This window comes from Streptomyces sp. NPDC047081 (assembly GCF_040643775.1).
In the GTDB taxonomy this organism is placed as follows: Bacteria; Actinomycetota; Actinomycetes; order Streptomycetales; family Streptomycetaceae; genus Streptomyces.
The window spans coordinates 154,603-176,714 of record NZ_JBEYUY010000019.1; the positions used below are offsets into that span (position 1 = coordinate 154,603).

At 70.3% G+C, this 22,112-nt stretch carries 19 protein-coding genes; 7 read left to right on the forward strand and 12 right to left on the reverse strand.

What is annotated here, in order from left to right; translation table 11 throughout:
• Positions 1-79: 79 nt before the first annotated feature.
• Positions 80-766, forward strand: coding sequence for a gamma-glutamyl-gamma-aminobutyrate hydrolase family protein (locus ABZ848_RS31640; RefSeq protein WP_360837419.1), 687 nt, complete (start codon positions 80-82; stop codon positions 764-766).
• On the opposite strand, the gene ABZ848_RS31645 is transcribed toward ABZ848_RS31640, so the two are convergent.
• Both ABZ848_RS31645 and ABZ848_RS31650 read right to left on the reverse strand, forming a co-directional pair.
• Positions 735-1,712: a phosphotransferase gene (locus tag ABZ848_RS31645; protein ID WP_360837420.1), complete on the reverse strand. Its 978-nt coding sequence runs from the start codon at positions 1,710-1,712 to the stop codon at positions 735-737. The two genes, ABZ848_RS31640 and ABZ848_RS31645, sit on opposite strands and share 32 nt — an antisense overlap.
• A gap of 227 nt (positions 1,713-1,939) precedes the next feature.
• A complete protein-coding gene (locus tag ABZ848_RS31650; protein ID WP_360837421.1) occupies positions 1,940-2,863 on the reverse strand; it encodes a LysR family transcriptional regulator in 924 nt (307 codons plus the stop codon).
• A 70-nt stretch (positions 2,864-2,933) separates the two neighbouring features.
• On the opposite strand from ABZ848_RS31650, the gene ABZ848_RS31655 reads away from it, so the two are divergent.
• Positions 2,934-4,064, forward strand: coding sequence for a TDT family transporter (locus tag ABZ848_RS31655; protein WP_360837423.1), 1,131 nt, complete (start codon positions 2,934-2,936; stop codon positions 4,062-4,064).
• On the opposite strand, the gene ABZ848_RS31660 is transcribed toward ABZ848_RS31655, so the two are convergent.
• The 4 genes from ABZ848_RS31660 to ABZ848_RS31675 all read right to left on the reverse strand — a co-directional run bounded on the left by ABZ848_RS31660 (position 3,991) and on the right by ABZ848_RS31675 (position 9,662).
• Positions 3,991-4,716, reverse strand: a complete 726-nt coding sequence (locus tag ABZ848_RS31660) for a helical backbone metal receptor (protein ID WP_360837424.1) — start codon at positions 4,714-4,716, stop codon at positions 3,991-3,993. The two genes, ABZ848_RS31655 and ABZ848_RS31660, sit on opposite strands and share 74 nt — an antisense overlap.
• Positions 4,716-5,294 carry an XRE family transcriptional regulator gene (locus ABZ848_RS31665; RefSeq protein ID WP_360837426.1) on the reverse strand — a complete coding sequence of 193 codons (579 nt, stop codon included), beginning with the start codon at positions 5,292-5,294 and terminating at the stop codon, positions 4,716-4,718. Before ABZ848_RS31665 ends, ABZ848_RS31660 begins: the two co-directional genes overlap by 1 nt.
• Before the next feature lie 716 nt (positions 5,295-6,010).
• Positions 6,011-8,617, reverse strand: coding sequence for an ABC transporter permease/substrate binding protein (locus tag ABZ848_RS31670; protein WP_360837427.1), 2,607 nt, complete (start codon positions 8,615-8,617; stop codon positions 6,011-6,013).
• The gene (locus ABZ848_RS31675) at positions 8,610-9,662 is read right to left on the reverse strand and encodes a glycine betaine/L-proline ABC transporter ATP-binding protein (RefSeq protein WP_360837429.1); all 1,053 of its coding nucleotides are present in this window, start codon (positions 9,660-9,662) and stop codon (positions 8,610-8,612) included. Before ABZ848_RS31675 ends, ABZ848_RS31670 begins: the two co-directional genes overlap by 8 nt.
• 145 nt (positions 9,663-9,807) lie before the next feature.
• Between ABZ848_RS31675 and ABZ848_RS31680 the strand changes: the two genes are divergently transcribed.
• The 3 genes from ABZ848_RS31680 (at position 9,808) to ABZ848_RS31690 (ending at position 12,085) form a co-directional block, all read left to right on the forward strand.
• Positions 9,808-10,161 (forward strand): hypothetical protein, encoded by a 354-nt coding sequence (locus ABZ848_RS31680; RefSeq protein ID WP_360837431.1) that lies wholly within the window; start codon positions 9,808-9,810, stop codon positions 10,159-10,161.
• Positions 10,162-10,205: 44 nt separating this feature from the next.
• Complete coding sequence (locus tag ABZ848_RS31685) at positions 10,206-11,111, forward strand: 5'-3' exonuclease (RefSeq protein WP_360837486.1); 906 nt, start codon at positions 10,206-10,208, stop codon at positions 11,109-11,111.
• A gap of 125 nt (positions 11,112-11,236) precedes the next feature.
• Positions 11,237-12,085: a siderophore-interacting protein gene (locus ABZ848_RS31690; protein WP_360837433.1), complete on the forward strand. Its 849-nt coding sequence runs from the start codon at positions 11,237-11,239 to the stop codon at positions 12,083-12,085.
• A gap of 65 nt (positions 12,086-12,150) precedes the next feature.
• On the opposite strand, the gene ABZ848_RS31695 is transcribed toward ABZ848_RS31690, so the two are convergent.
• The 3 genes from ABZ848_RS31695 to ABZ848_RS31705 all read right to left on the reverse strand — a co-directional run bounded on the left by ABZ848_RS31695 (position 12,151) and on the right by ABZ848_RS31705 (position 14,744).
• Positions 12,151-12,927: an ABC transporter permease gene (locus tag ABZ848_RS31695; protein ID WP_360837435.1), complete on the reverse strand. Its 777-nt coding sequence runs from the start codon at positions 12,925-12,927 to the stop codon at positions 12,151-12,153.
• Positions 12,924-13,940 carry an ATP-binding cassette domain-containing protein gene (locus ABZ848_RS31700; protein ID WP_360837437.1) on the reverse strand — a complete coding sequence of 339 codons (1,017 nt, stop codon included), beginning with the start codon at positions 13,938-13,940 and terminating at the stop codon, positions 12,924-12,926. Before ABZ848_RS31700 ends, ABZ848_RS31695 begins: the two co-directional genes overlap by 4 nt.
• A 189-nt stretch (positions 13,941-14,129) precedes the next feature.
• Positions 14,130-14,744 carry a PadR family transcriptional regulator gene (locus ABZ848_RS31705; RefSeq protein ID WP_360837488.1) on the reverse strand — a complete coding sequence of 205 codons (615 nt, stop codon included), beginning with the start codon at positions 14,742-14,744 and terminating at the stop codon, positions 14,130-14,132.
• A gap of 217 nt (positions 14,745-14,961) precedes the next feature.
• On the opposite strand from ABZ848_RS31705, the gene ABZ848_RS31710 reads away from it, so the two are divergent.
• Complete coding sequence (locus tag ABZ848_RS31710) at positions 14,962-16,521, forward strand: amino acid permease (RefSeq protein WP_360837439.1); 1,560 nt, start codon at positions 14,962-14,964, stop codon at positions 16,519-16,521.
• Here ABZ848_RS31710 and ABZ848_RS31715 read toward each other — a convergent pair.
• Entirely contained in the window at positions 16,515-17,936 is a 1,422-nt protein-coding gene (locus ABZ848_RS31715) for a cytochrome P450 (RefSeq protein ID WP_360837441.1), read from the reverse strand. The genes ABZ848_RS31710 and ABZ848_RS31715 overlap by 7 nt on opposite strands.
• Before the next feature lie 260 nt (positions 17,937-18,196).
• Positions 18,197-19,342: a hypothetical protein gene (locus ABZ848_RS31720; RefSeq protein ID WP_360837443.1), complete on the reverse strand. Its 1,146-nt coding sequence runs from the start codon at positions 19,340-19,342 to the stop codon at positions 18,197-18,199.
• Positions 19,343-19,628: 286 nt separating this feature from the next.
• On the opposite strand from ABZ848_RS31720, the gene ABZ848_RS31725 reads away from it, so the two are divergent.
• Positions 19,629-20,570 (forward strand): RluA family pseudouridine synthase, encoded by a 942-nt coding sequence (locus ABZ848_RS31725; RefSeq protein ID WP_360837445.1) that lies wholly within the window; start codon positions 19,629-19,631, stop codon positions 20,568-20,570.
• Positions 20,571-20,588: 18 nt separating this feature from the next.
• Here the strand turns inward: ABZ848_RS31725 and ABZ848_RS31730 are convergent, their stop codons facing one another.
• Positions 20,589-22,064, reverse strand: coding sequence for a cytochrome P450 (locus tag ABZ848_RS31730; RefSeq protein WP_360837447.1), 1,476 nt, complete (start codon positions 22,062-22,064; stop codon positions 20,589-20,591).
• Positions 22,065-22,112: the final 48 nt, after the last annotated feature.

The window sequence follows — 22,112 nt, forward strand, 5'->3', positions numbered from 1 at the left end:
TCCTCAGCGGCTGTGCGCTCTTGCCCTTCAGCGGCTGCCTCGGCAAAGGTATGAGGGCAATCCATTGCGGGGAGGAAGCATGAGCGACAGGCCGCTGATCGGCGTCAGCACGTATCTGGAGGCCGGGGCGCGCTGGGGTGTGTGGGAGCTGGAGGCGGCGCTGCTGCCGGCCGGCTATCCGCGCCTGGTGCAGCGGGCCGGGGGCCTCGCCGCGATGCTGCCGCCGGACGCGCCGGAGCAGGCGGCGGCGACGGTCGCCCGGCTCGACGGGCTGGTCATCGCGGGCGGCCCGGACGTCGAGCCGGTCCGTTACAGCGCCGAGCCCCACCCCCGGACCGGCCCGCCGGCCCGCGCCCGGGACGCCTGGGAACTGGCGCTGATCGACGCGGCCCTGTCCGCGGGCCTCCCCCTGCTGGGCATCTGCCGTGGCATGCAGCTCCTGAACGTCGCCCTCGGCGGCACGCTCGTGCAGCACATCGAGGGGCACGCGGAGGTGGTGGGCGTCTTCGGCAGCCACCCGGTCAAGCCGGTACCGGGGACGCGGTACGCGTCGATCGTCCCCGAGGAGACGTCCGTACCGACGTTCCACCACCAGTCGGTGGACCGCCTGGGCACCGGTCTGATCCCGTCGGCCTACGCGGAGGACGGCACGGTGGAGGCCGTCGAACTCCCGTCGGCGGAGGGCTGGGTGCTCGGCGTCCAGTGGCACCCGGAGATGGGCGAGGACGTCCGCGTCATGCGGGCCCTGGTCCGAGCCGCGTCCTGAGCCACGCGAGACCGGCCTCGCCCTGGGCACGCTGGAAGGGGCGGAGGGTGGGGAGGCCGGGCGGGGCGGGGAGCAGGGACTGCTCGACGAAGAAGCCGGTGAGCGCGGCGAGGGTGGCGGTGACGGCGTCCGGATCGGCTTCCCGGCCCAGCGGATGCCCGGCGAACACCTGCTGCGGGTCCGGTCCGCCCTGTGCGGCGACGCAGGGCAGCATGAAGAGCAGGTCGAACCAGGGAGCGGCGCGTACGGCGTGCGGCCAGTCGACGAAGACGACGCGGTCGTCGGCGGTGAGCAGCATGTTGTCGGCGCGGAGGTCGGCGTGCGCGAGGGTGTCACCGGCGGCCGCCTCCGGCCAGGCGGCGGCGAGTTCGGCGAGACGGGGCAGGTGGGCGAGGGTCCAGGGGTCGAGGCGGCCGCGGAGTCGCGGTTGCCCTTCCTGAGCGTGGAGCCGCTGCCAGCCGGAGAAGGCGTCGGCGAGCGACTCGGCGGCGGGCGGGGCGGCGACGGGAGACGGGGTGAGGCTGCGGCCCAGCTCGTACACGGCGTGCAGCACGCGCTCCAACTCGCCTTGCCGCCAGGGCACATGGGGCTGACGGCCGTCGATCTCCTCGAAGACCAGGGCGACCCAGGTGCCGTCGTCGTAGGAGCCGAGAAGGCACGGCGCCGGGACGGTGGGCGGGAGGGCGGCGGTGTTGCGGGCCTCGGCGCGGTGCAGGGCGGGGCTGTCCGGGTTGGTGTCGGCGCTGACCGCCTTGACGAAGGCGCGGCGGCCGGCGGCGGTGCGGATCCGGGCGGCGACGCCCGGGGAGAAGCCGCCGGGCTGGGTGCGGGCGTGCGTGACCGGCGTGCCGTCGAGGAGGTCGGCGACCGCGGCACGCACATGGGCGGGGAGGCCTTCCCAGGGGGTGCGGGCTCCTGTGGCGGGTGGGGCGGCGGACGGCTGCATACGTCATGGTGCGGGGCGGCGAGAACAGCGCGCCACGGGTTTTCACCCCGCGGCCTCCAACCCCGCGTGAGCGATAAAAAGCCCGGCTATCCCCGGGTCGGCGCAGAAGGTGCCGCTGCCCCGCGTCAGCGCAGAGGCTACTGCTACTCCTGCGTCAGCACAGAAGGTCCCGCTACCCGCCTCAGCACAGAAGGCCCCGCCACCCCGCCTCACCACAGAACGCCCCGCTACCCCCGCGTCAGCGACAAAAGGTCCCGAGCCGGTCCCACCGGGCGGTGTCCCGTCGGCCATACCGCGCGCAAGTCTCGTGCCAGCGCCACCCCTTCCACCGGCACGCTCACCAAGCGCCGCATCGCCAGCTCCTCCCCCACCGCCAGCTCGCTCAGGACCGCCGGGCCCGCGCCGCTCACCGCCGCCGCCTTCACCGCTGTCGTCGAGGAGAGTTCGATCAATGGGCGGGCGAGGCCGCCCAGGGCCGCGTCCAGGACCTGGCGGGTTCCCGAGCCCTTCTCGCGGAGGATCAGCGGGGTCGCCGCCAGCTCCGACGCCTCCAGCGGGCGTCGGCGGCGGGCCCACGCGTGGCCCGGGGCCGTCACCACGATCAGGCGGTCGTGGGCGATGACCGTCGAGTCCAGCCCTGCCGGGACGCTGACGCCCTCGACGAAGCCGAGGTCCGCCTCGCCCGACAGCAGCCGTTCCGCCACCGCCGCCGAGTTCCCGGCCAGCAGCGACACCGCCGTGTCCGGCCGCCCCGCCCGCAACGCCAGCAGCCACCCCGGCAACAGATACTCGGCGATCGTCATGCTCGCCGCCACCCTGAGCCGCGAGTCCCGCCGGTCCCGCAAGGCCTGCGCCCCCGCGTCGAAGGCCTCCGCCGCCTCCACGATCCGCCGCGCCCAGTCCGTCACCAGCGCACCCGCGTCCGTCAGCCGCGAGCCACGCGGTGAACGGTCCACCAGCGCCACCCCCAACTGCCGCTCCATCGACCGGATCCGGCTGCTCGCCGCCGGCTGGGTGATCCCCACCTCCCGCGCCGCCCCGCCCAGACTCCCCAGCCGCGCCACCGCCAGCAGCAGCTCCAGCGCGCCGAGATCGGGCACCCGGTGCGACAGCGAGCCGGGGGGCGTCGCCCGTTCCTCCGCGTTGCTCATAACTCCAGCTTATGTCCTCATAGAGGAGCACTCCCTGGTCGGGCCGGTCGGGCCGCGAGACGGTGAAGGCATGGTCACCGCCGTCCAGCCCCTCCCGCGCACCATCTCCGTCCGTCACCTCGGACCGAACTGGTACGCCTCCGTCATGGGCACCGCGATCGTCGCCACCGCGGGCGTCGCGCTCCCCGTGCCCGTCCCCCGCGCCCTCCTCGCCGCCGTCTGGGCGCTCTCCCTCACCCTGCTCCTGGTTCTCCTCGTCGCCCGCGCCCTGCACTGGACCCACCACCGCGACCAGGCCCGCGCCCACCTCCTCGACCCGGCGATGGCGCCCTTCTACGGCTGCCTGTCCATGGCCCTGCTGGCCGTCGGCGGCGGTGCGCTCACCGTCGGCCGGGACTGGATCGGACGCGACGCCGCCGTGGCCCTCGACGCCGTGCTGTTCGGCGCCGGGACGGTGATCGGACTCGCGGCCGCCGTCGCGGTCCCGTACCTCATGGCCGTACGACACAAGGTTGATGCGGCACAGGCGACTCCGGTGTGGCTGCTGCCCCTCGTCGCGCCGATGGTGTCCGCGGCGCTCGGGCCGCTGCTGGTGCCGTATCTGCCGTCGGGGCAGCCGCAGGAGACGCTGCTCCTCGCGTGTTTCGCGATGTTCGGGGTCAGTCTGCTCGCGACCCTGGTGATGCTGCCGCTGGTGTTCGGGCGGCTGATCACCGGCGGGCCGCTGCCGCTCGCGCTCACCCCGACCCTGTTCCTCGTCCTCGGGCCGCTCGGGCAGTCCACCACCGCCGTCGGCAAGTTCGCGGACTTCGCTCCCGGCGTCGTACCACCGCCCTACAGCGAGGGTTTCGGCGTCTTCGCCGTGCTGTACGGCGTGCCGGTTCTGGGGTTCGCGATGCTGTGGTTCGCCTTCGCCGGCGCCCATGTGCTGCGGGCCCGTCGGGACGGCATGGGGTTCGCGATGACCTGGTGGGCCTTCACCTTTCCCGTCGGTACCTGTGTCACGGGCGCGGAGGCGCTGGCCCGGCACACCGGGCTCGTCGTGTACGACTGGCTCGCCGTCGGGCTGTACGTCATCCTCGTGGCCGCCTGGGGCACCGCCGCCGTGCACACGGCACGCGGGCTGATCAGCGGAGAGCTGCTCGCAGGGCCTCGCCCAGCGCCCGTGGCGCCTCGGCCAACGACGGCCCGTACCAGGTGAGATGACGTCCGCTGACGAGCGCACAGGGCAGGCCCGGGAAGGCCTCCGGGCCGTCCTCGGCCGTGAAGGCGTACGGCTCGTCGGGCAGGACCACGACGTCCGGCGCCGTCGCCCGCAGCTCGTCGAGCGGGACGCGGGGGTAGCGGTCGGGATGGCTCGCGTAGGCGTGGTCCACGCCCAGGCGGGACAGGACGTCGCCCGCGAAGGTGTCGCGGCCGAGGACCATCCAGGGCCGGCGCCAGATCGGGACGACCGCGGTCGTACGGCGGTCCGGTGGCCGTAGCGCCGACCAGGTCTCCTCGGCCTCGTCCAGCCAGCGCGGGCGGGCGGCCGTGCCGCACGCCGTCAGTACCCGTTCCAGTTCGCGGAAGGCCTGCGAGACGTTCCGCACCTCCGTGACCAGGACCTCTACGCCCGCCGCGCGCAGGGCCGCCAGGTCGGGTTCGCGGTTCTCCTCCTCGTTGGCGATCACCAGGTCCGGCGCGAGCGCGAGGATCTGCTCCGGCTTGGGGTTCTTGGTGCCGCCGACACGCGTGACGTCCAGGTCCGCGGGATGGCTGCACCAGTCCGTGGCGCCGACCAGCGTGCCCGGCACGGACAGCGCGATGGCCTCCGTCAGCGACGGGACGAGCGAGACGACACGCGGTGGCACTAGCGGGACCGGCCCCGGAGCGCCTCGATGTGCTCCGCCACCGCGACGACGAGCAGCCGCGTGTCCGGCACGGTCGCCCGCCACCGGTGGCGCACCCCGCCGGTCAGGTACAGCGTGTCGCCGCGGCCGAGCCGGTACGCGCGGCCCTCCGCCTCGATCTCCACCGCGCCGTCGGCGACGTACATCAACTGGTCGTTGCGGTACTGGAATTCACGGCCCGCGTCATGGTCGCCGATGAACTCCGAGGCGTGCATCTGGTGATGACCGCGCACCAGGGAACGCACCCGCGGCTCGCCCTCGGGCTCGCCGGTCTCCATGCGCACCACGTCGACGCTGCACGCCGGGTCGGCCGCCGCGAGCAGCTCCACCGCGGTGGTGCGCAGGGCGTCGGCGACCTTCTCCAGGGAGGTGCGGCTGGGTCGCGCCCTGTCGTTCTCGACCTGGCTCAGGAAGGGCACCGACAGGCCGCTGCGCTCGGCCACGACGGCGAGGGTGAGATCCAGCGTCCGGCGGCGTCGCCGCACGGCCGCGCCCACGCGCAGGGGCTGGTCCTTGTGGTCGTCTTTGTGGTCGCCCATGACTCCGGCTCCTTCCTTCGCTCGTCGGCCCGAACATTTCGTATGAGTACTTCTGATGAGTTCTCTGCACCTTACGCAGGTTCGGCAAACCGTTTCACGCGCCCGTCACACACCCGTAAACACCGCGTGCGGTCAATTCGCCAACTCTCGCCAGTAGACCAGTTCCCCGCCCTCGCCGGGCCCGGAACCCTCCTTCGGGGCGAAGACGCTGACCAGCGGCGCCGGGCGCCCGTCCGGGTGGACGAGGAGGGCGACGGCCGGTTCGGCGGAGGCACGGCCGCCTCCGGGGGCGCGGATCGCCGACCGGTCGGCCGGTACGGCGGCGGGATCGTAGGCGTACGTCCGCAGGCTCCCGAGGCGCCCGGCCCTCGGCCTGCACGGCCGGGTCCCACTTGGTACAAGGCGTGTGCGGCCGCATGTGTTCCCGGCATTTACCCGAGCCCGGACAGCGCGATCAGGCCTGTGATCAGGCCTTGCGCTCCCGGGCGTGAAGTCCCTTGGTGCCGGGGCGAGTTGGCGGCCGGCGCGGCGGCGGCCGGGCCATCGCACCGTTGCGCCGTGCACCCTGGTGGTGTCCGGGGTGCACGGCACAACGGGAAGGTGTGCGTGACGCTTCGGGGGAACGGCAGGATTTTCCGGCCAACAGGGCGCCGAAGCTTGGGTATTGGCGTAGCGCTATGTGGTTGGCCGAATCCTTACCGTGCCCGAGGGGTGGGTCACGGGGTCATCCGGCCCACCATGTCGGGGTGCTCCTTGAGCCAGGCGGCGACCGCCTGCTCCTCGTGGCCCTGCCCGTACTTGTTGATCTCGGCCTCCAGACTGCCGAGCTCGCCCTCGCTCATATGGAAGCCCTTGATCCACTTGGTGAGCTGCGGGTACTGCTCCGGGAACTTCTCGTTCGCGATGGTGCGGATCGTGTTGCCCTCGCCGAAGAGCTTCTTGTCGTCCTTCAGCTTGGTGAGGCCGTACTGGCTGTAGGCCCAGTGCGGCGACCAGAGCACGACCGCGACCGGCTGCTTCTTGGCGTAGGCACGCTTGAGCTCGGCCAGCATCGCGGGCGTGGACCCGTCGACGACCTTGTACTCCTTGTCCAGGCCGTAGCCCGGCAGCACCTTGGTCTTGAGCAGGTTCATCTCACCGGTGCCGGGCTCGATCCCGATGATCTTCCCGCCGAAGGTGCTCGCCTTGCCCTTGAGGTCCTCGTACGACTTCACGCCCTTGACGTACGAGGGCACCGCGACCTCCAGCGAGGTCGGCTGGTACCAGGTCCCGAGGTCTTTCAGTCTGTCCTTGCTCTCGTCCCAGTAGTTCTTCTGGGCATACGGCAGCCAGGCGTCGAAGTTGACGTCCAGGTCGCCGGAGGCGAGGCCGGTGTAGACCGGGCCGACGTCCATCTGCTTGAGGTTCAGCTGGTAGCCGCGCCGCTCCAGGACGTTCTTCCAGAGGTAGGTGACGGCGATGTCCTCGTCCCAGGGGAACCAGGCGACGTTCACCGGCCGCTTCGCCTCGGCGGCGGTCCTGGCGCCCTGCACCGGGGCGAGCTTGTCGACCAGTCCCGGGTTCTCCTTCAGCCAGCCGCGCACGGCGTCCTGCTGCTTGCCCTTGCCCGCCTTGTTGATCTCGGCTTCCAGGCTGGTGAGCTGTTTCTCGTCCAGCTTGAAGTTCTTCAGCCACTTGCCGACGACCGGGTTCTCGCCCGCGAAGCCCTTGCGGGCCACGGTGTGGATGCCGTCGCCCGAACCCCAGGCGCCCTTGGGGTCCTTGAGCTTCTTGAGGTCGTAGTCGTTGTACGCCCAGTGCGGCGACCAGAGCGTGGTGACGATCGGCTTCTTCTGGCTGTACGCCCGCTTCAGCTCGGCCAGCATCGCCGGCGTGGAGCTGTCGACGACCTGGTACTCCTTGTCGAGGCCGTAGGCCTTGAGGACCTTGCTCTTGAGCAGCGCCATCTCACCGGCGCTGGACTCGATACCGGTGATCTTCCCGCCGAACTCCGAGGCCTTGCCCTTGAGATCGGCCAGGGAGTCGACATCCTTCATGTACGAGGGGACGGTCAGCTCCAGAGAGGTCTTGCTGTACCAGGCGCCGAGGTCGTCGAGCTGGCCGCCGTACTTCTTCCAGTACTGCTCGTGGGTCGTCGGCAGCCAGGCGCCGGTCATGAAGTCGGCGTTGCCCGAGGCGACGGAGGTGTAGAGCGGGCCCGCGTCGAACTGCTTCGCGTCGACCTGGTAGCCGCGTTCCTCCAGGATCTCCTTCCACAGGAAGGTGGAGGCGACGCCGTCGTCCCAGGGGACGTAACCGATGGTGATCTTCTTGCCCTGGCCGACGTTCTTGGCGTCGGCGACGGGGGCGGAGTCGCCGCTGCCGCCGAAGATGCCCATGCCGCCCGCCACGAGGGCGAGGACCACGACGCCGACCACGGCGATCTGCGGGCTCGGGCGGTACGACCAGATCTTCAGGCCCTGCGCGGCGCGGGCCTTGGCGGCGGCACGGCGGCCGAGCGGGGAGACCTGGGTGCCCAGCGCGCTCGTCATGCGGTCGAGGTAGATCGCGAGGATGACGATGGCCACGCCCGCCTCGGAGCCGAGGCCGACGTTCAGCTGGCCGATGGCCTCGTTGACGTCGCCGCCGAGGCCGCCGGTGCCGACCATGCCGGCGATCGCGGCCATGGACAGGCCCAGCATGATGACCTGGTTGACGCCGGCCATGACGGTCGGCAGCGCGAGCGGCAGCTGGACGCGCAGCAGGGTGTCGCGCGGTGTGGTGCCGAACGCCTCGGCGGCCTCGACCAGTTCCTTGTCGACCTGGCGGATGCCCAGTTCGGTCATGCGGACGCCGGGGGCGAGCGCGAAGATCAGGGTGGCGACGATGCCCGCGGAGGCGCCCGTGCCGAAGAACAGGATCGCCGGGATGAGGTAGATCATCGCGGGCAGCGTCTGCATGAAGTCCAGGACCGGGCGGACCAGGCCGCTGACCCGGTTCGAGCGGGCGGCCCAGATGCCGACCGGCACCGAGATCACCAGCGCGATGATCGTGGCGACCAGGACGAGCGACAGGGTGACCATCGCGTCGTCCCACAGTTCGAGGGAGTCGATGAAGGCGAATCCCGCGAAGGTGAGGACACCGGCGAGGGTGCCACGCAGCCAGAAGGCGAGCACGGCGAAGATGCCTGCGAGCAGAAGGGGTTGGGGCGCCTGGAGGACGGCGTTGATGCCGTCGTACGTGCCCGTGAAGACGGTCTTGAGGAAGTCGAAGAGCCAGGACGCGTGGCCGAGCAGCCAGTCGACCATGTCGTTGACCCAGTCGCCGAGCGGGATCCTAGGCACGGGTCACCGCCTTCTCGTCGCCGAGGAAGCCGACCAGGCGCTGCCTGGGGACCACGCCGACGAGTTCGCGCCGGTCGTCCAGGACGGCCACCGGGTGGCTCAACCGGGCGCTGATCGCGCAGAGTTCGGTGAACGGAGTGTCGGGGGTGGCGGTCTCGCAGCCGTTCGCGCAGCCGCAGTCGGCCTCGTCGCCGCGGACGTCCGTGTCCATGACGGCGGACGCGGTCAGCACGCGGGAGCGGTCGACGTCCTTGGTGAAGGAGGCGACGTAGTCGTCGGCGGGCCGGACCAGGATGTCCTCGGCGGTGCCGTTCTGGACGATCCGGCCGTCGCGCATGACGGCGATGCGGTCGCCCAGGCGCATGGCCTCGTTGAGGTCGTGGGTGATGAAGACGATCGTCTTCTTCAGGGTCTGCTGGAGCTGGAGCAGCTGGTCCTGCATGTCGCGGCGGATCAGCGGGTCCAGGGCGCTGAAGGACTCGTCCATCAGCAGCAGGTCGGCGTCGGTGGCGAGCGCGCGGGCGAGGCCGACGCGCTGCTGCATGCCGCCGGACAGCTCGTCCGGCCAGGACTTCTCCCATCCGGCCAGTCCACACAGGGCCAGCGCCTCGCCGGCGCGACGCTCGCGCTCGGCGCGGGGCACGCCCTGCACGGCCAGGCCGTAGGCGGCGTTCTCCAGCACGCTGCGGTGCGGGAAGAGCGCGAAGTGCTGGAAGACCATGCTGATCTTCCGGGCGCGCACCGCGCGCAGGTCGCGGGCGCCGAGCCCGGTCAGGTCCTGGCCGTCGAAGCGCACATGTCCTGCGGTCGGCTCCAGCAGGCCGTTGAGCATGCGCAGCAGGGTGGACTTGCCGGAGCCGGACAGGCCCATGACGACGAAGATCTGGCCCGGCTCCACGGTGAAGGAAGCGTCGATGACGGCGGCGGTCGTGCCGTCGGCGCGCAGTTCCTCCCGGTCGGCTCCCTGGCGGAGCCGTTCGGCTGCCTCGTCTGGTCGTCTGCCGAACACCTTGTAGAGCTGTTCGGCCTCTAGCCTGGCTGACACGCGTACCTCTCGGATCGGGGCAAGGGGGGAGAGGCCGCGCCTGCCCTCGCCCCACCAGGTCAAACGCGTCAGTGGTTCAGTTCACAACCAGTGCGTAGGATCGCCGCCGGTACTTCACATCGGTGTGGGCATGACGGGGGCGACCGTGGAAAGACCGGACGACCGGCGTGCGTCGGTGCTGCGCTTCGCGACGGAGCTGGTGGCGTGGGTCGCCACTCCCTGGGCGCTGTGGTCGTACTCGTGGCCGCTCGCGGTGCTGTCGGTGGTGGTGCTGATCGGTCTGCCGACCGTCTTCTCCACGCCGGGCGACAAGGCGAACGTGGTGGTCGCGGTTCCGGGGTGGGCCACGATCCTGCTCGTGCTGCTGCAGCTGGTCGCGGCCGTCGTCTCCGCGTGGGTGGTCATGCCGGTCTGGGCGGCCGTGCTCGTGTCGTCGCTGGCGGCGGCGACCCTGGTCACCGAGGTTCCGCGGTGGCGTTGGCTGCTCGCCGGCGGGTGACTGTCGGTGCCGTACGGCATGATGCGAGCGTGACCGGACGACTGATGCTCCTCGACACCGCCTCGCTCTACTTCCGCGCCTACTTCGGCGTCCCGGAGTCCGTGAAGGCCCCGGACGGCACGCCGGTGAACGCCGTGCGCGGGCTGCTGGAATTCATCGACCGGCTAGTGAAGGACCACCGGCCGAGCGATCTGGTGGCCTGCATGGACGCCGACTGGCGCCCGCAGTGGCGGGTCGACCTGATCCCCTCCTACAAGGCGCACCGCGTCGCCGAGGAGCATGAGGCGGGCCCGGACGAGGAGGAGGTGCCGGACACCCTGTCGCCGCAGGTGCCGGTGATCGAGGCGGTCCTGGACGCGCTGGGCATCGCGCGCGTGGGCGTCGAGCCGTACGAGGCGGACGACGTGATCGGCACCTTCACGGCGCACGCGAAGATCCCGGTCGACATCGTCACCGGCGACCGCGACCTGTACCAACTCGTGGACGACGCGCGGGGAGTTCGCGTGCTGTACCCGCTCAAGGGCGTCGGCACGCTGCAGTTGACCGACGAGGCGTGGCTGCGCGAGAAGTATGGGGTGGACGGCAAGGGGTACGCGGATCTGGCGCTGCTGCGCGGCGACCCGAGCGACGGGCTGCCGGGCGTGCCGGGCATCGGTGAGAAGACGGCGGCGAAGCTGCTCGCCGAGTTCGGGGACGTGGCCGGGATCATGGCCGCGGTCGAGGACCCGAAGGCGAAGCTGACGCCTTCGCAACGCAAGCGGCTCGACGAGTCGCGCCCGTACGTCGCGGTGGCGCCGAAGGTCGTCAAGGTCGCCGACGACGTCCCCCTTCCGGATGTCGACACGGCGCTGCCGCGCACCCCGCGCGACCCGGCGGCGTTGGACGAACTGGCGACACGGTGGGGGCTGGGCGGGTCACTGCACCGGCTGCTGACCACGCTCGGCGCCTGAAAGGCGACCACGCCCGGAACGTAAACATTGTTTCTGTTTTCAGAAATGTCGCTCTCATTAGGGTGTTGCCAGGGGGAGAGGTGCTAACTTAGGTAAGCCTAAGCAAGGAAGCATGGGAGGCCGTCATGGCAGAACGTCCGGCTCGGAGGCCGCGGAAGCCCCATTCCGCGCAGGTCGTCCGCACAGAACGGCTGACCCCGCACATGCAGCGCGTGGTCCTCGGCGGCGAGGGTCTGGCCGGTTTCGCGGCCGACACCTGCACCGACCACTACGTGAAGCTGCTGTTCCCTCCGACCCCCGGCGTGACCTACCCGGAACCCTTCGACATGGAGCGGATCCGCGAGGAACTCCCGCGCGAGCAGTGGCCGGTGACCCGCACCTACACCGTACGGGCCTTCGATCCCGTGTCCCATGAGCTGACCCTGGACTTCGTCATCCACGGCGACGAGGGGCTCGCCGGTCCCTGGGCGATGCGCGTCCAGCCGGGCGAGACGGTGCGCTTCATGGGCCCCGGCGGCGCCTACGCGCCCAGCCCGGAGGCCGACTGGCATCTGCTCGTCGGCGACGAGAGCGCGCTGCCCGCGATCGCCCGCTCCCTGGAGACGCTGCCCGACGGCGTCACGGCACACGCCTTCGTGGAGGTGTCGGGCCCCGAGGAGGAGCAGAAGATCGACTCCGACGTGGAGGTCGTCTGGCTGCACCGCGGCGACCGGCCGGTCGGCTCGCTGCTGTGCGAGGCCGTGCGGGCGCTGGAATTCCCGGAGGGTCGGCTGCACGCGTTCGTGCACGGCGAGGCGCACTTCGTGAAGGAGCTGCGCCAGCTGCTCCGGGTCGACCTGCAGATCCCCCGCGAGGACCTGTCGATCTCCGGCTACTGGCGGCTCGGCCACAACGAGGACGGCTGGCAGGCCTCCAAGCGGGAGTGGAACGCCCGGATCGAGGCCGAGCAGGAGGGCACGGCTTCGGCCGCGTGAAACGCACCGCGTGAGACGCACGAAGGGGCGGCACCCGATTCGCGGGTGCCGCCCCTTCGCCGTACTCAGACCGAGCGCTGGTACGACCTGAACGTCCGGATCGACAGCCACACCGCCGCCACCGCGAGCGCCAGCAGCGCCCCGCCGCGGCTGAGCACGTCACCCCAGTCGGGGTGCTCGGACAGTGCCGAACGGCCCGCGACCATCGCCCAGTTGAGCGGGTTGAAGTCGGCGATGTGCCGCATCCAGGAGGGCATCTGGGACGGCGCCATGAAGGCGGAGGACAGGAAGGTCAGCGGCAGCAGCAGGAAAGTGTTGATGCCGATGATCGACTCCCGCTCCTGGACCAGCATGCCCAGCGCGTTGGACAGCGCCCCGAAGATCGTGCCGAGCAGTACCGCGGCGAGCACCAGGATCGCGATGCCGCCGACGCCGCCCGGGTAGTCGGCGCCGCCGGCCAGGGCCAGCAGCACGATGACGACCGACTGGAACGCGGTGATCAGCCCGTTGTTGACGACGTTGCCGTTCATCAGCGCGGCCCGGCTGACCGGCGTGGTCAGGAACCGGTTGAGGGTTCCGCGCTGGATCTCCTCCAACGTGCCCATGCCGGCCCACATGTTGGAGCTGAGCGCGCTCATCACGACCACGCCCGGGACGAGGTAGTCGAGATACGTCGTGGTCCCGAAACCGCCCAGCTCGACGACCTTCTTGAAGAGGTTGCCGAACAGGAACAGCCAGATCACCGGCTGGATCAGCGTGATGATCGCGTAGGCGGGCTGCCTGGTGAACACCATGAGTTGACGCTGCGTCATGTACCAGGTCTGGGTGACGGCCGTGCTCATCGCGCACCTCCGGCGAGGACGAGGTTCTCGGTGGCTTCGGCGTCGGCCTCGGAGTAACGGCGGCCGGCATAGCGGAGGTAGACGTCGTCGAGGGAGGGCCGGGCGACGGTCGCGGCGGCGACACCGACCCCGGCCCGCTCCAGAGCACCGAGCAGCGTGGGTACGGCGGCTGCCCCGTCGTCGGCCCGGACGCTGATCCGGCGTCCGTCGACCAGCACCTCGTGCATGCCGGGCAGCCCGTTCAGGGCGCCGTCGAGCAGGGTGCGGCCGGCCTCGCCGACGGCTTCCCTGAGCTCCAAATGGACGGCGTCGCCGCGCAGTTCGCCCTTGAGGGAGTCGGGCGTGCCCTCCACGACCACACGCCCCCGGTCGACGATGGCGATGCGCTCGGCGAGCCGGTCGGCCTCGTCGAGGTAGTGCGTGGTGAGCAGGATGGTCAGCCCCTCCTCCCCCGCGAGCCGGTCGATCTCGTCCCACATCGCGGTGCGGGCCTCGGGGTCGAGCCCGGTGGTGGGCTCGTCCAGGAAGAGCACCTCGGGCCGGTGCACCAGTCCCAGGGCCACGTCGAGCCGGCGCCGCATACCGCCGGAGTAGCCCTTGACCGGGCGCCCCGCCGCCTCCGCGAGGCTGAAGCGGTCGAGCAGCTCGGCCACCCGCCTGTTCAGGGCGGCGCCCTTCAACCCGTAGAGCCTGCCCTGCAGTTGGAGGTTCTCGCGGCCCGTGGCGACCGGGTCGGCGCCGGAGCTCTGGGCGACCACGCCGATCGCGCGGCGCACCCGGTCGGGGTGGCGCAGCACGTCGTGCCCGGCGACGGCGGCCGTGCCCGAGTCGGGCTTCGCGAGGGTGGTGAGGATCTTGACGGTGGTGGACTTGCCGGCGCCGTTCGGGCCGAGGAGCCCGAAGACGGTGCCCGGTTCGACGGTGACGTCCATGCCGTTGAGGGCGGTGACGTCACCGCGGTAGGTCTTGATCAGCTGTCGCGCCTCGACCGCGGGCGCACGAGTACTACTCATGACGACTGCTCTCCATGATTGAGCGGATGTACGGCGATACGTCTGATCCGCTGGAAGAGCACCGGGCTATCCTGGGTGTGCCGCACCTCGATCGCCCGGATGTGCCTTTCGGCGGATTCAGCTCGGGGTTCGCGACCCCGGCAGGGCTGCTGCAACAGCCCGGTCGGGGTCCCTTCTCGTTGTGACGCGCTAGGTGAACTCCGGTGGCAGCTCCCCCGTTTCATGGAAGCGGCGCCACCCGTCGACGCCCGGCAGCGAGCCCTTCCGGATCTCCTCGACGAAGCCCCGGACCCACTCGGCCTGCGCCTCGACCATGTGCAGCTGGTACTCGACCTCCACCAGGAAGAGCCGCGGCACGGACTCGTAGAGCTTCTCCAGCGCTCCCCGGCCGCTGGCCACCTCGACCTCCAGGGTCTTCAGGCGCTGCTCCAGCAGCCGCACCACCTCGTCGGGATGCACGACCCCGAGGAAGGACAGCGCGCTCTCGAAGATCGGGAACTCCTTGGCCGGGACGGCCAGCAGGTCCGACATCCACTCGGTCGACTCCTCGCGCCCGGCCTCGGTGAGCCCGTAGACCGTGCGCTCGGGGCGGTTTCCCTGCCGCTGCACGTCCGTGACCTCGACGAAGCCATGCTTCTCGAGGCTCTGCACGACCGTGTAGAGCGAGCCGTAGTTGATCTTCGTGCTGGAGTCCTTGCCCTGGCTGCGCAGGGTCTGGGCGATCTCGTACGGATGCATCGGCTTCTGCCAGAGGGTGACCATCACGGCGAGCGCCAGCGGGTTGCTGAGCTTGCGGCGCTTCATGGCCACCATCCTCATCACCTCGTAACCGAATATCCGTAGCCGAACATATCGCGATCGCTCGCACCCGTCAATACACACGATGTATCGCGTTCGGAGAGGCGCCGCAAGGGCGTGAGGACTTGGGCCCGTCGTGGACATGGCCGCGTGACGCGGGTGAAACACCGCGTCCCTAATTTCTGTCGCCCGACAGGAATTCGCGCCCAAGGCAGGTGCCGCCGTGACGACAACCAGCCCCTCCGACGTACGCCCCGATCCGCCGCACTCCCCCGACGACGCCTCTCTCGCGGAGTTCGGCTACCGCCAGGAACTGCATCGCAGCCTGGGCCGCTATGCCTCGTTCGCGGCGGGCTTCTCCTTCATCTCCGTCCTGACGACGGTCTTCCAGTTCTTCGCCTTCGGGTACGCGTTCGGCGGCCCCGTCTTCTTCTGGACCTGGCCGGCGGTGCTGCTCGGGCAGCTGCTGGTGGCGGCCTGCTTCGCGGAACTGGCGGCGCGCTACCCGATCTCGGGCGCGATCTACCAGTGGTCGTCCCGCCTCTCGACCCCCGCCTTCGGCTGGTTCGCGGGCTGGATCATGGTGATCGGGCAGATCGTGGTGGTCGCGGCGGCGGCGCTCGCGCTGCAGATGGTGCTGCCGGCGATCTGGTCGGGCTTCCAGCTCGTGGGCACGGACCCGACGGTGACGTCATCGGACGGCGCGGCGAACGCGGCGGTCCTCGGCGTGATCCTGCTGGTGCTGACCACGCTGGTGAACGTCCTCGACAACCGCGTGATGTCGGTGATCAACCGGGTGGGCGTCACCGCCGAGATCATCGGCGCGGTCCTCATCATCGTCCTGCTGCTGACCCACTCCGAGCGCTCCCCCGGCATCACCTTCCACACCACGGGAGCGGCAAGTACCGGCCTGTTCGGGGCACTTGCGGTCGGCTCCTTCACGGCGGCGTACGTGATGATCGGCTTCGACAGCGCGGGTGAGATGAGCGAGGAGACCCATCACCCGCGCCGCACGGCTCCCCGCACGATCCTCACCGCCCTCGGCGCCGCGGGCCTCCTTGGCGGCCTGATCATCCTCGGCGGCCTGCTCGCGGCGCCCAGCATGACCGACGGCCACCTGGGCGTCGACGGCCTGAGCTACGTCCTCACGAGCAGCCTGGGCGACGGGGTCGGCAAGGTGCTGCTGGCCGACGTGGTGGTGGCGATCGCGGTGGCGACCCTGGCCATCCAGACGGCGGCCTGCCGCATGCTCTTCTCGATGGCCCGGGACGCCCAACTCCCCTTCTCCGCACGCCTGTCCCGCGTCAACCCGCGCACGGGCATGCCCAGCGCCCCCGCCCTGGTGGTGGGCGTCCTGGCAGCGGCCCTGCTGCTCCTCAACTTCGCCTCCCCGGACGCCTTCCTGGCCATCGGCACGACCTGCATCGTGATGCTGTACCTGGCGTACGCGATGGTCACGGGCCCACTCCTGATACGCCGCCTGCGCGGCGAGTTCACGTCCCAGGGCACGGACGAGACGGGCGCGAAGCTCTTCACCCTGGGCCGCTGGGGCATCCCGGCCAACGCCCTGGCCCTCGCCTACGGCCTCCTGATGACGGTCAACCTGGCGTGGCCGAGGGCGGAGGTGTACGACCCGGCGGGCGGGCACTGGTACTTCCAGTGGTTCACGGTGTTGTTCCTGGGCGTCACGGTTGGGCTGGGGGTCCTGTACCGGTGGACGCGTGCACGACACATGCAGGCTGCCGTGGAACCTGCCGAGGCTGCTCCGGAACCGATTCAATAGTTGAGCGGCCTGTCGGCGTCCGCCTTGCTCAGAGACGCATGGTCCAGCGCCGACGCCGTAGTGCGGGGCGTTGCGATCATGCGGAGGCCGCGGGGAGCGAGACTGATCCCCGCGTTGCTTCGCACATGCACGCCCGGCGCGGGGCGGAGTTGCCACCGGGCCGTGATGCTGGCCAGGGCGAGAGTGGCTTCGGTGATGCCGTACTGGTCGCCGATGCACTTGCGGGCTCCGCCACCGAACGGCACGAAGGCAGGTTGACGTGAGGGGGGGCCGGGGATGTCCCTCCATCGGTCCGGGGCGAATCGCTCGGGGTCGGGGTAATGGCCGAGGTGGTGGTGAATGAGGTAGGGGCTGTAGACGAGAGGAGTCCCTGCGGCCAGAGGTTGCCCGGCGAGTTCGGTGTCCCGGGTGACGGTCCGGGTGATGAGCCAACCAGCGGGGTACAGACGCAGGGTCTCCGTGAGGATCCGGCCAGTGACTTCGAGGCGCGGCAGGTCCTTGAGGGATGCGACGCGATCGTTGAGGACCTGGTCGGTCTCGGTGTGGAGCTGCCGTTCGACCTCGGGGTGCTGGGCGAGGAGGTGCAGGGACCAGGCCAGGAGGCTGGCGGTGGTCTCGGTGCCGGCGAAGAAGAAGTTCAGGCACTGATCAGTGATTTCGTCCTTGGTCAGGCCGGATGTGCCGTCAGTGGCGCCGTCGGACGGGGCCAGGAAGGTGGACAGCAGGTCGCGATGGCTCTGGCCGTCAGGCGTGGCGCGGCGGTGGTCGATGATGTCGCCGACGAGTGCGCGCAGGCGCGTTCGGGCGCGCTGGGAGCGGCGTAAAGCAGGGACAGGGAGCCTTTGCGCCCAGGCGGGGAGGGCTATTCGCAGGAGGAAGCCGTCCTGGATGGCCTTGAGGATGTCGAGAATCTCAGTGGTCCGCCGGTCGGAGATGCCGGCGAACATGGTGGCGACCAGGATGCGGCCGGTGAGGACTTGCATGTCGGCCAGGACGTCGATGGGTTTGCCGGTCTGCCACCGGTCGGTGATGGCCCTCACCTCGCGTTCCATGATCGACGCGTAGTCGGCGAGGCGGGCGGCTGTGAAGGCGGGTTGTATGAGTCGGCGTTGGCCGCGGTGCTGTGAGCGTGGGCACGTGGGCAGGCCGTTGCCGAGGGCGTCCCGTGTCCGGTCGACCATGGGGCCGCCCTTGTCAAAGGTGCGGTCGTCGGTGAGGACGTGGTGGGTCAGTTCCGGGGTGCACAGGACGTAGGCGCGCTGGAGGCCGAGTCGGATCGCGACCAGTTCTCCGTGGGCGGGTAGCGAGCGGAGGAACCTCAGAGGGTCACGCAGCAAGGTCAGGGCGTGCCCGAGGAGGGGGACAGCGCCGGGGGCAGTGCCGACTGTCGGTATGCGGACTGGAGTGGATGTCATGGCTTCTTCCCTCTGCTGTCGGTCTGCGGCACCGGGGGATCGGCCGGCTGTGTGCGGCGTGAATCGGCGTCGGGGTTGTGGTCGGCGACAGAAGCGAGGACGGTCTCGCTCGTCATGGCCGGCCGGTCTTTTGGTCTGCGTGCGGTGAAGCTGAGCGCGGTAGGCCGCCGCCGATGACCTCCCAGGTGCCCCCGCCTTTCCCGCGGGCCCGGGCCAAGACGAGCGGCCGTGTCCGTTCGCTGCTCACGGAGCCTCGCTTTTCAGCGGTCAAGCAGGTCCCACCACCAAGAGATGGCTTTCGCGGGCGGGTCGCGGCGGACGACGGAGGGTTTGTCGGCGTACTCGTACAGCGGGACGCCGGGCGCGGCAGGAGCCTGATGCAGAGTGGCGGAATCGATGTCCAGGGCGGTCGTATAGCGGGGAGCGGTGCGCTGGAAATCACTGTTGCCTCGGATCTTGTGGGCGAGCTGATCGAGATAGCGGCGCAGCTCGGGGCCGGCGCTGCGGGCGAGTTGTTCGCGCAGCTCCACGAAGAGCAGCATGATGCCGTCCAGCACAGCGACGGCCTCGGCCATCGCGTCCTGGGGAGAACAGCGATGCTCACGCTGCAGAATGTGAACGAGGTTCGACTCCAGGGAGTGCTGGTGGCACTCGTGCCAGTAGGAGGCCACGTCGTTGTAGCCGGCATGCAGCACTTGGGCGGCCCCGGTGATGGCCTGCACCTGAGGCCGGGCCGACTCGCGAGGCGGAAGGTCGGTACCCTCGCAGAACTGGATCATGAGAGTCGTGATGTGCTCGGCGCGGTCCAGAACTCCCACTATGAGGTGCTCGTCCAGACTCCGTATGCGGGCCGCGGAGCGGTCGCTGACCGAGCACGCGCTGCCCAGCAACCACCTGTAGTGATCGGCGATCCACCGCTCCACCAAGGACGCCGACGCAGACGCCCTCATCCGCACGGACAGATCCCGCAGCGCGAGGCTGAACCGGTTGCCGTCCAGGTGGGCCATCTCTGGATGCTCCAGGTGAGCCAGCATCCGGCACACCATGGAGTTGTAAGCCGCGGGGTCGGCCATCATAGGACCGGAGTCGGTGAAGTAGTCGTCGAATACGAACGCCCAGCAGACCCAGTCGGCGAACAACTGCAGCCGGTGCTCGTCGCCGTCGGGTGCGACGCCGCATGTCCAAGTGGCTGCCCGGGCGGCCCGCCCTCGCATCAGCGAGCGGCGGTCCAAGCCGAACCCGGCAAACCAAGGGCGAATGCGCTCTTCGATCCGGTCCACCGCGGGGTGGACCCGTGGCTCGATCGGGCACCACAGCGGCGGCACCACCAGGGTGGACTCCACGGCTTCGGCGGCCACCTGCAGTCCGCCGGAGTGCGCCAGGTTTGCGGCAAGCTCGAATGTCATTCGCAGCTCCTTCGCGCCCAGGACGGACGGGCTCGGCCATCAGCCGGGCCACGCACGAGCAACTACACGTGCTGGAATGCCAGATGCTCGAACATTACGCGCCAAAAACGGCGCACGGGAGGCACACGGGGGAGCAGGAAGGGGCAAGTTCAGCGAAGAGGACGGGACTTGCCTCCGGCCATGTCATGCTCAGTCGCTGTCGACCGGACGCCGAGCCCCGTCACTACTTGCGCACCCCTTGACCGCCGCAGACCCGCATCGCGATCACCTCGTAAACTTGATCGTGATGAGACGCCGCAGCCCCCCTCCGCCCTCTCCCCTGCCGCAGCGCGCAGGGGTGGATCCGGTACGGATGCGGTTGCCGGCCGGGGACGCGTGGGCGACCGTGCGGGATCACCTCGTGGCGCGGCTCGCGGCCGGGGCCGGGGTGATCGACGAGATGCTGGACGCCGGACGGATCGTGGACGCCGCCGGGCGTCCTGTGCCACGGGACATGGAATACGTGCCGGGGATGTTCTTGTGGTTCCACCGGGAGCTGCCCGACGAGGAGCCCGTGCCGTTCACGATCGACGTCCTCTACCAGGACGAGCACCTGGTGGTCGCCGACAAGCCGCATTTCCTGGCCACCACCCCGCGCGGCAGCCATGTGGCCGAAACGGCCCTGGCACGGCTGCGGCGGCAACTGGGCATCCCCGCGCTGGGCGCGGCGCACCGGCTGGACCGGCTGACGGCCGGACTGCTGCTGTTCACCGTGCGGCCCGAGGAGCGCGGCGCCTACCAGTCGCTGTTCCGTGACAAGCGAGTGGTGAAGGAGTACGAGGCGGTGGCCGCGTACGACCCCTCGCTGGCCCTGCCACGCACCGTGCGCAGCCGGATCGTCAAGGAGCGCGGGATCCTGGCGGCCCGCGAGGTCGACGGCGAGCCCAACGCCGTCAGCAGCATCGAGCTGCTGGAGCACCGGAACGGGCGTGGCCGGTACCGTCTGCTGCCGCGTACCGGGCAGACACACCAACTGAGGGTGCACATGAGCGCCTTGGGGGTCCCGATCCTCGGCGATCCCCTCTATCCGGTGGTGACCGACCCCGTGCCGGCCGGTGACTTCCGGCGTCCGCTCCAGTTGCTGGCGCGGGGCGTGGAGTTCACCGATCCGGTCACGGGGCACGAGCACCGTTTCGTCAGCCCACGTGCGCTGCAGGCCTGGTCGTCGTACGACGAGTGGACCGGGTAGCGCCGGTGGCCAGTCGGCTCAGTCGCCCCGCCACCAGCGCAGGAGCCGCCGGAAAACTCCCGGCCGGGTGGCCGGCTCTGGCGTCGCCGTCGGCGTCGGAGCGGTGGCCGGAGCGACGGGTTCCGGAACCGCCTTGTGCAGCTGTGGTGCGCTGACCTGCCAGTTGCTGGGACGCTGCACCGACGCCGGATGCTCGGGCTGCGCCATGGCGTCCTGTTGGGGTCTGGGGGCGAACCTCACAGGCAGTTCCACCAGGTGCCGGTTCGAGATGGACGACCGCCAGCTCAACTCGTCCTCCTCGCAGTCAAGTTGGATGTCGGGAAGGCGGGTCAGCAGCGCGTCGACGCCGACGTCGGCGATGGCGCGGCCGATGTCCTGGCCCGGACACTCGTGGGGGCCGCCGCCGAAGGCGAGGTGGGAGCGGTTGCCCTTCATGTTGGCCGTGAGGTCGGGGCGGACGCGCGGGTCGACGTTGCCCGGCGCGATTCCGAAGAGGAGAGCGTCGCCCTTGCGGATGACCTGGTCACCCAGTTCGGTGTCCTGCTTGGCGACGTAGGGGAGGATGGTGCTGAACGGCGGCTCGTCCCACAGGGACTGCTCGACGGCCTGAGGCACTGTCATCTGGCCCCCGTTGAGCTGGGCGCGGAACCCCGGGTCGGTGAGCACCACCCGCAGTACGTTGGCGAGCAGGTTGGTGGTGGTCTCGTACGCGGCGATGAGGACGACGCGCAGGTGCTGGCCGACCTCGTCGTCGTTGAGCCCTGCCGGGTGCCTGATGAGGTGGCTGGTGAAGTCGTCCTCGGGTTCGGCCCGGCGGCGGGCGGTGAGCCGCATCAGGACGTCCATGAGGTACGCGTTGCTGGCAAGGGCGGTCTCGGTGCCCTTGGGCAGGTCGCGGGTGGCATGCACGAGCCGGTCGTTGTACTCCTCGGGCATGCCGAGGATCTCGCACATCACCACCATCGGCAGGTGTTCGGCGAACTGGCTGACCAGTTCGGCCCTGCCACTCTCGCAGAACTTGTTGACGAGGTGCTGGGTCGCGCGGTTGATGTGGCGGCGGATGCCCCGGTGGTCGATGGTCGACATGGCGCCGGTGACCGCGCCACGCAGCCGCATGTGCTCGTCGCCCTCGGCGTGGCTGCAGACCGGCTGCCAGGCGAAGTGCGGCAGGAGCGGGTGGTCGGGCTTGATCGTGCCGTCCTGCATCGCGCTCCACAACCGGGGGTCACGGCAGAAGTGGGAGGGCGTGCGCACCATGTGCATGTTCTCGCTGTGGCCGAGCACCACCCAGATCGGCACATCCTCATGCAACAGCGCCGGTGCCACCGCCCCGTGCTGGGCCCGGAGTTCTTCGTACACAGCCCCCAGATCCTCCGCCCCCGGCCCATACAGCCGGCGCAGCCCGCCGGGGCCGAGGCCGTGGGCGGGGCAGCCGGGGGGTGGGGCGGTGGTGGGTGCGTCGGTGCCGGTCGGGAATCGGGGTTCAGGCGTCACGATGGTCGCTCCGAAGCTGAGGTGTTCCGGTGTACGGGGGTGATGGGT

Excerpts from the sequence above, each read along its gene's own strand:
- ABZ848_RS31640 (WP_360837419.1), top strand. The coding sequence starts at position 80 with ATGAGCGACAGGCCGCTGATCGGCGTCAGCACGTATCTGGAGGCCGGG.
- ABZ848_RS31645 (WP_360837420.1), bottom strand. The coding sequence starts at position 1,712 with ATGCAGCCGTCCGCCGCCCCACCCGCCACAGGAGCCCGCACCCCCTGG.
- ABZ848_RS31650 (WP_360837421.1), bottom strand. The coding sequence starts at position 2,863 with ATGAGCAACGCGGAGGAACGGGCGACGCCCCCCGGCTCGCTGTCGCAC.
- ABZ848_RS31655 (WP_360837423.1), top strand. The coding sequence starts at position 2,934 with ATGGTCACCGCCGTCCAGCCCCTCCCGCGCACCATCTCCGTCCGTCAC.
- ABZ848_RS31665 (WP_360837426.1), bottom strand. The coding sequence starts at position 5,294 with ATGGGCGACCACAAAGACGACCACAAGGACCAGCCCCTGCGCGTGGGC.
- ABZ848_RS31685 (WP_360837486.1), top strand. The coding sequence starts at position 10,206 with ATGCTCCTCGACACCGCCTCGCTCTACTTCCGCGCCTACTTCGGCGTC.
- ABZ848_RS31690 (WP_360837433.1), top strand. The coding sequence starts at position 11,237 with ATGGCAGAACGTCCGGCTCGGAGGCCGCGGAAGCCCCATTCCGCGCAG.
- ABZ848_RS31695 (WP_360837435.1), bottom strand. The coding sequence starts at position 12,927 with ATGAGCACGGCCGTCACCCAGACCTGGTACATGACGCAGCGTCAACTC.
- ABZ848_RS31700 (WP_360837437.1), bottom strand. The coding sequence starts at position 13,940 with ATGAGTAGTACTCGTGCGCCCGCGGTCGAGGCGCGACAGCTGATCAAG.
- ABZ848_RS31705 (WP_360837488.1), bottom strand. The coding sequence starts at position 14,744 with ATGAAGCGCCGCAAGCTCAGCAACCCGCTGGCGCTCGCCGTGATGGTC.
- ABZ848_RS31715 (WP_360837441.1), bottom strand. The coding sequence starts at position 17,936 with ATGACATCCACTCCAGTCCGCATACCGACAGTCGGCACTGCCCCCGGC.
- ABZ848_RS31720 (WP_360837443.1), bottom strand. The coding sequence starts at position 19,342 with ATGACATTCGAGCTTGCCGCAAACCTGGCGCACTCCGGCGGACTGCAG.
- ABZ848_RS31725 (WP_360837445.1), top strand. The coding sequence starts at position 19,629 with ATGAGACGCCGCAGCCCCCCTCCGCCCTCTCCCCTGCCGCAGCGCGCA.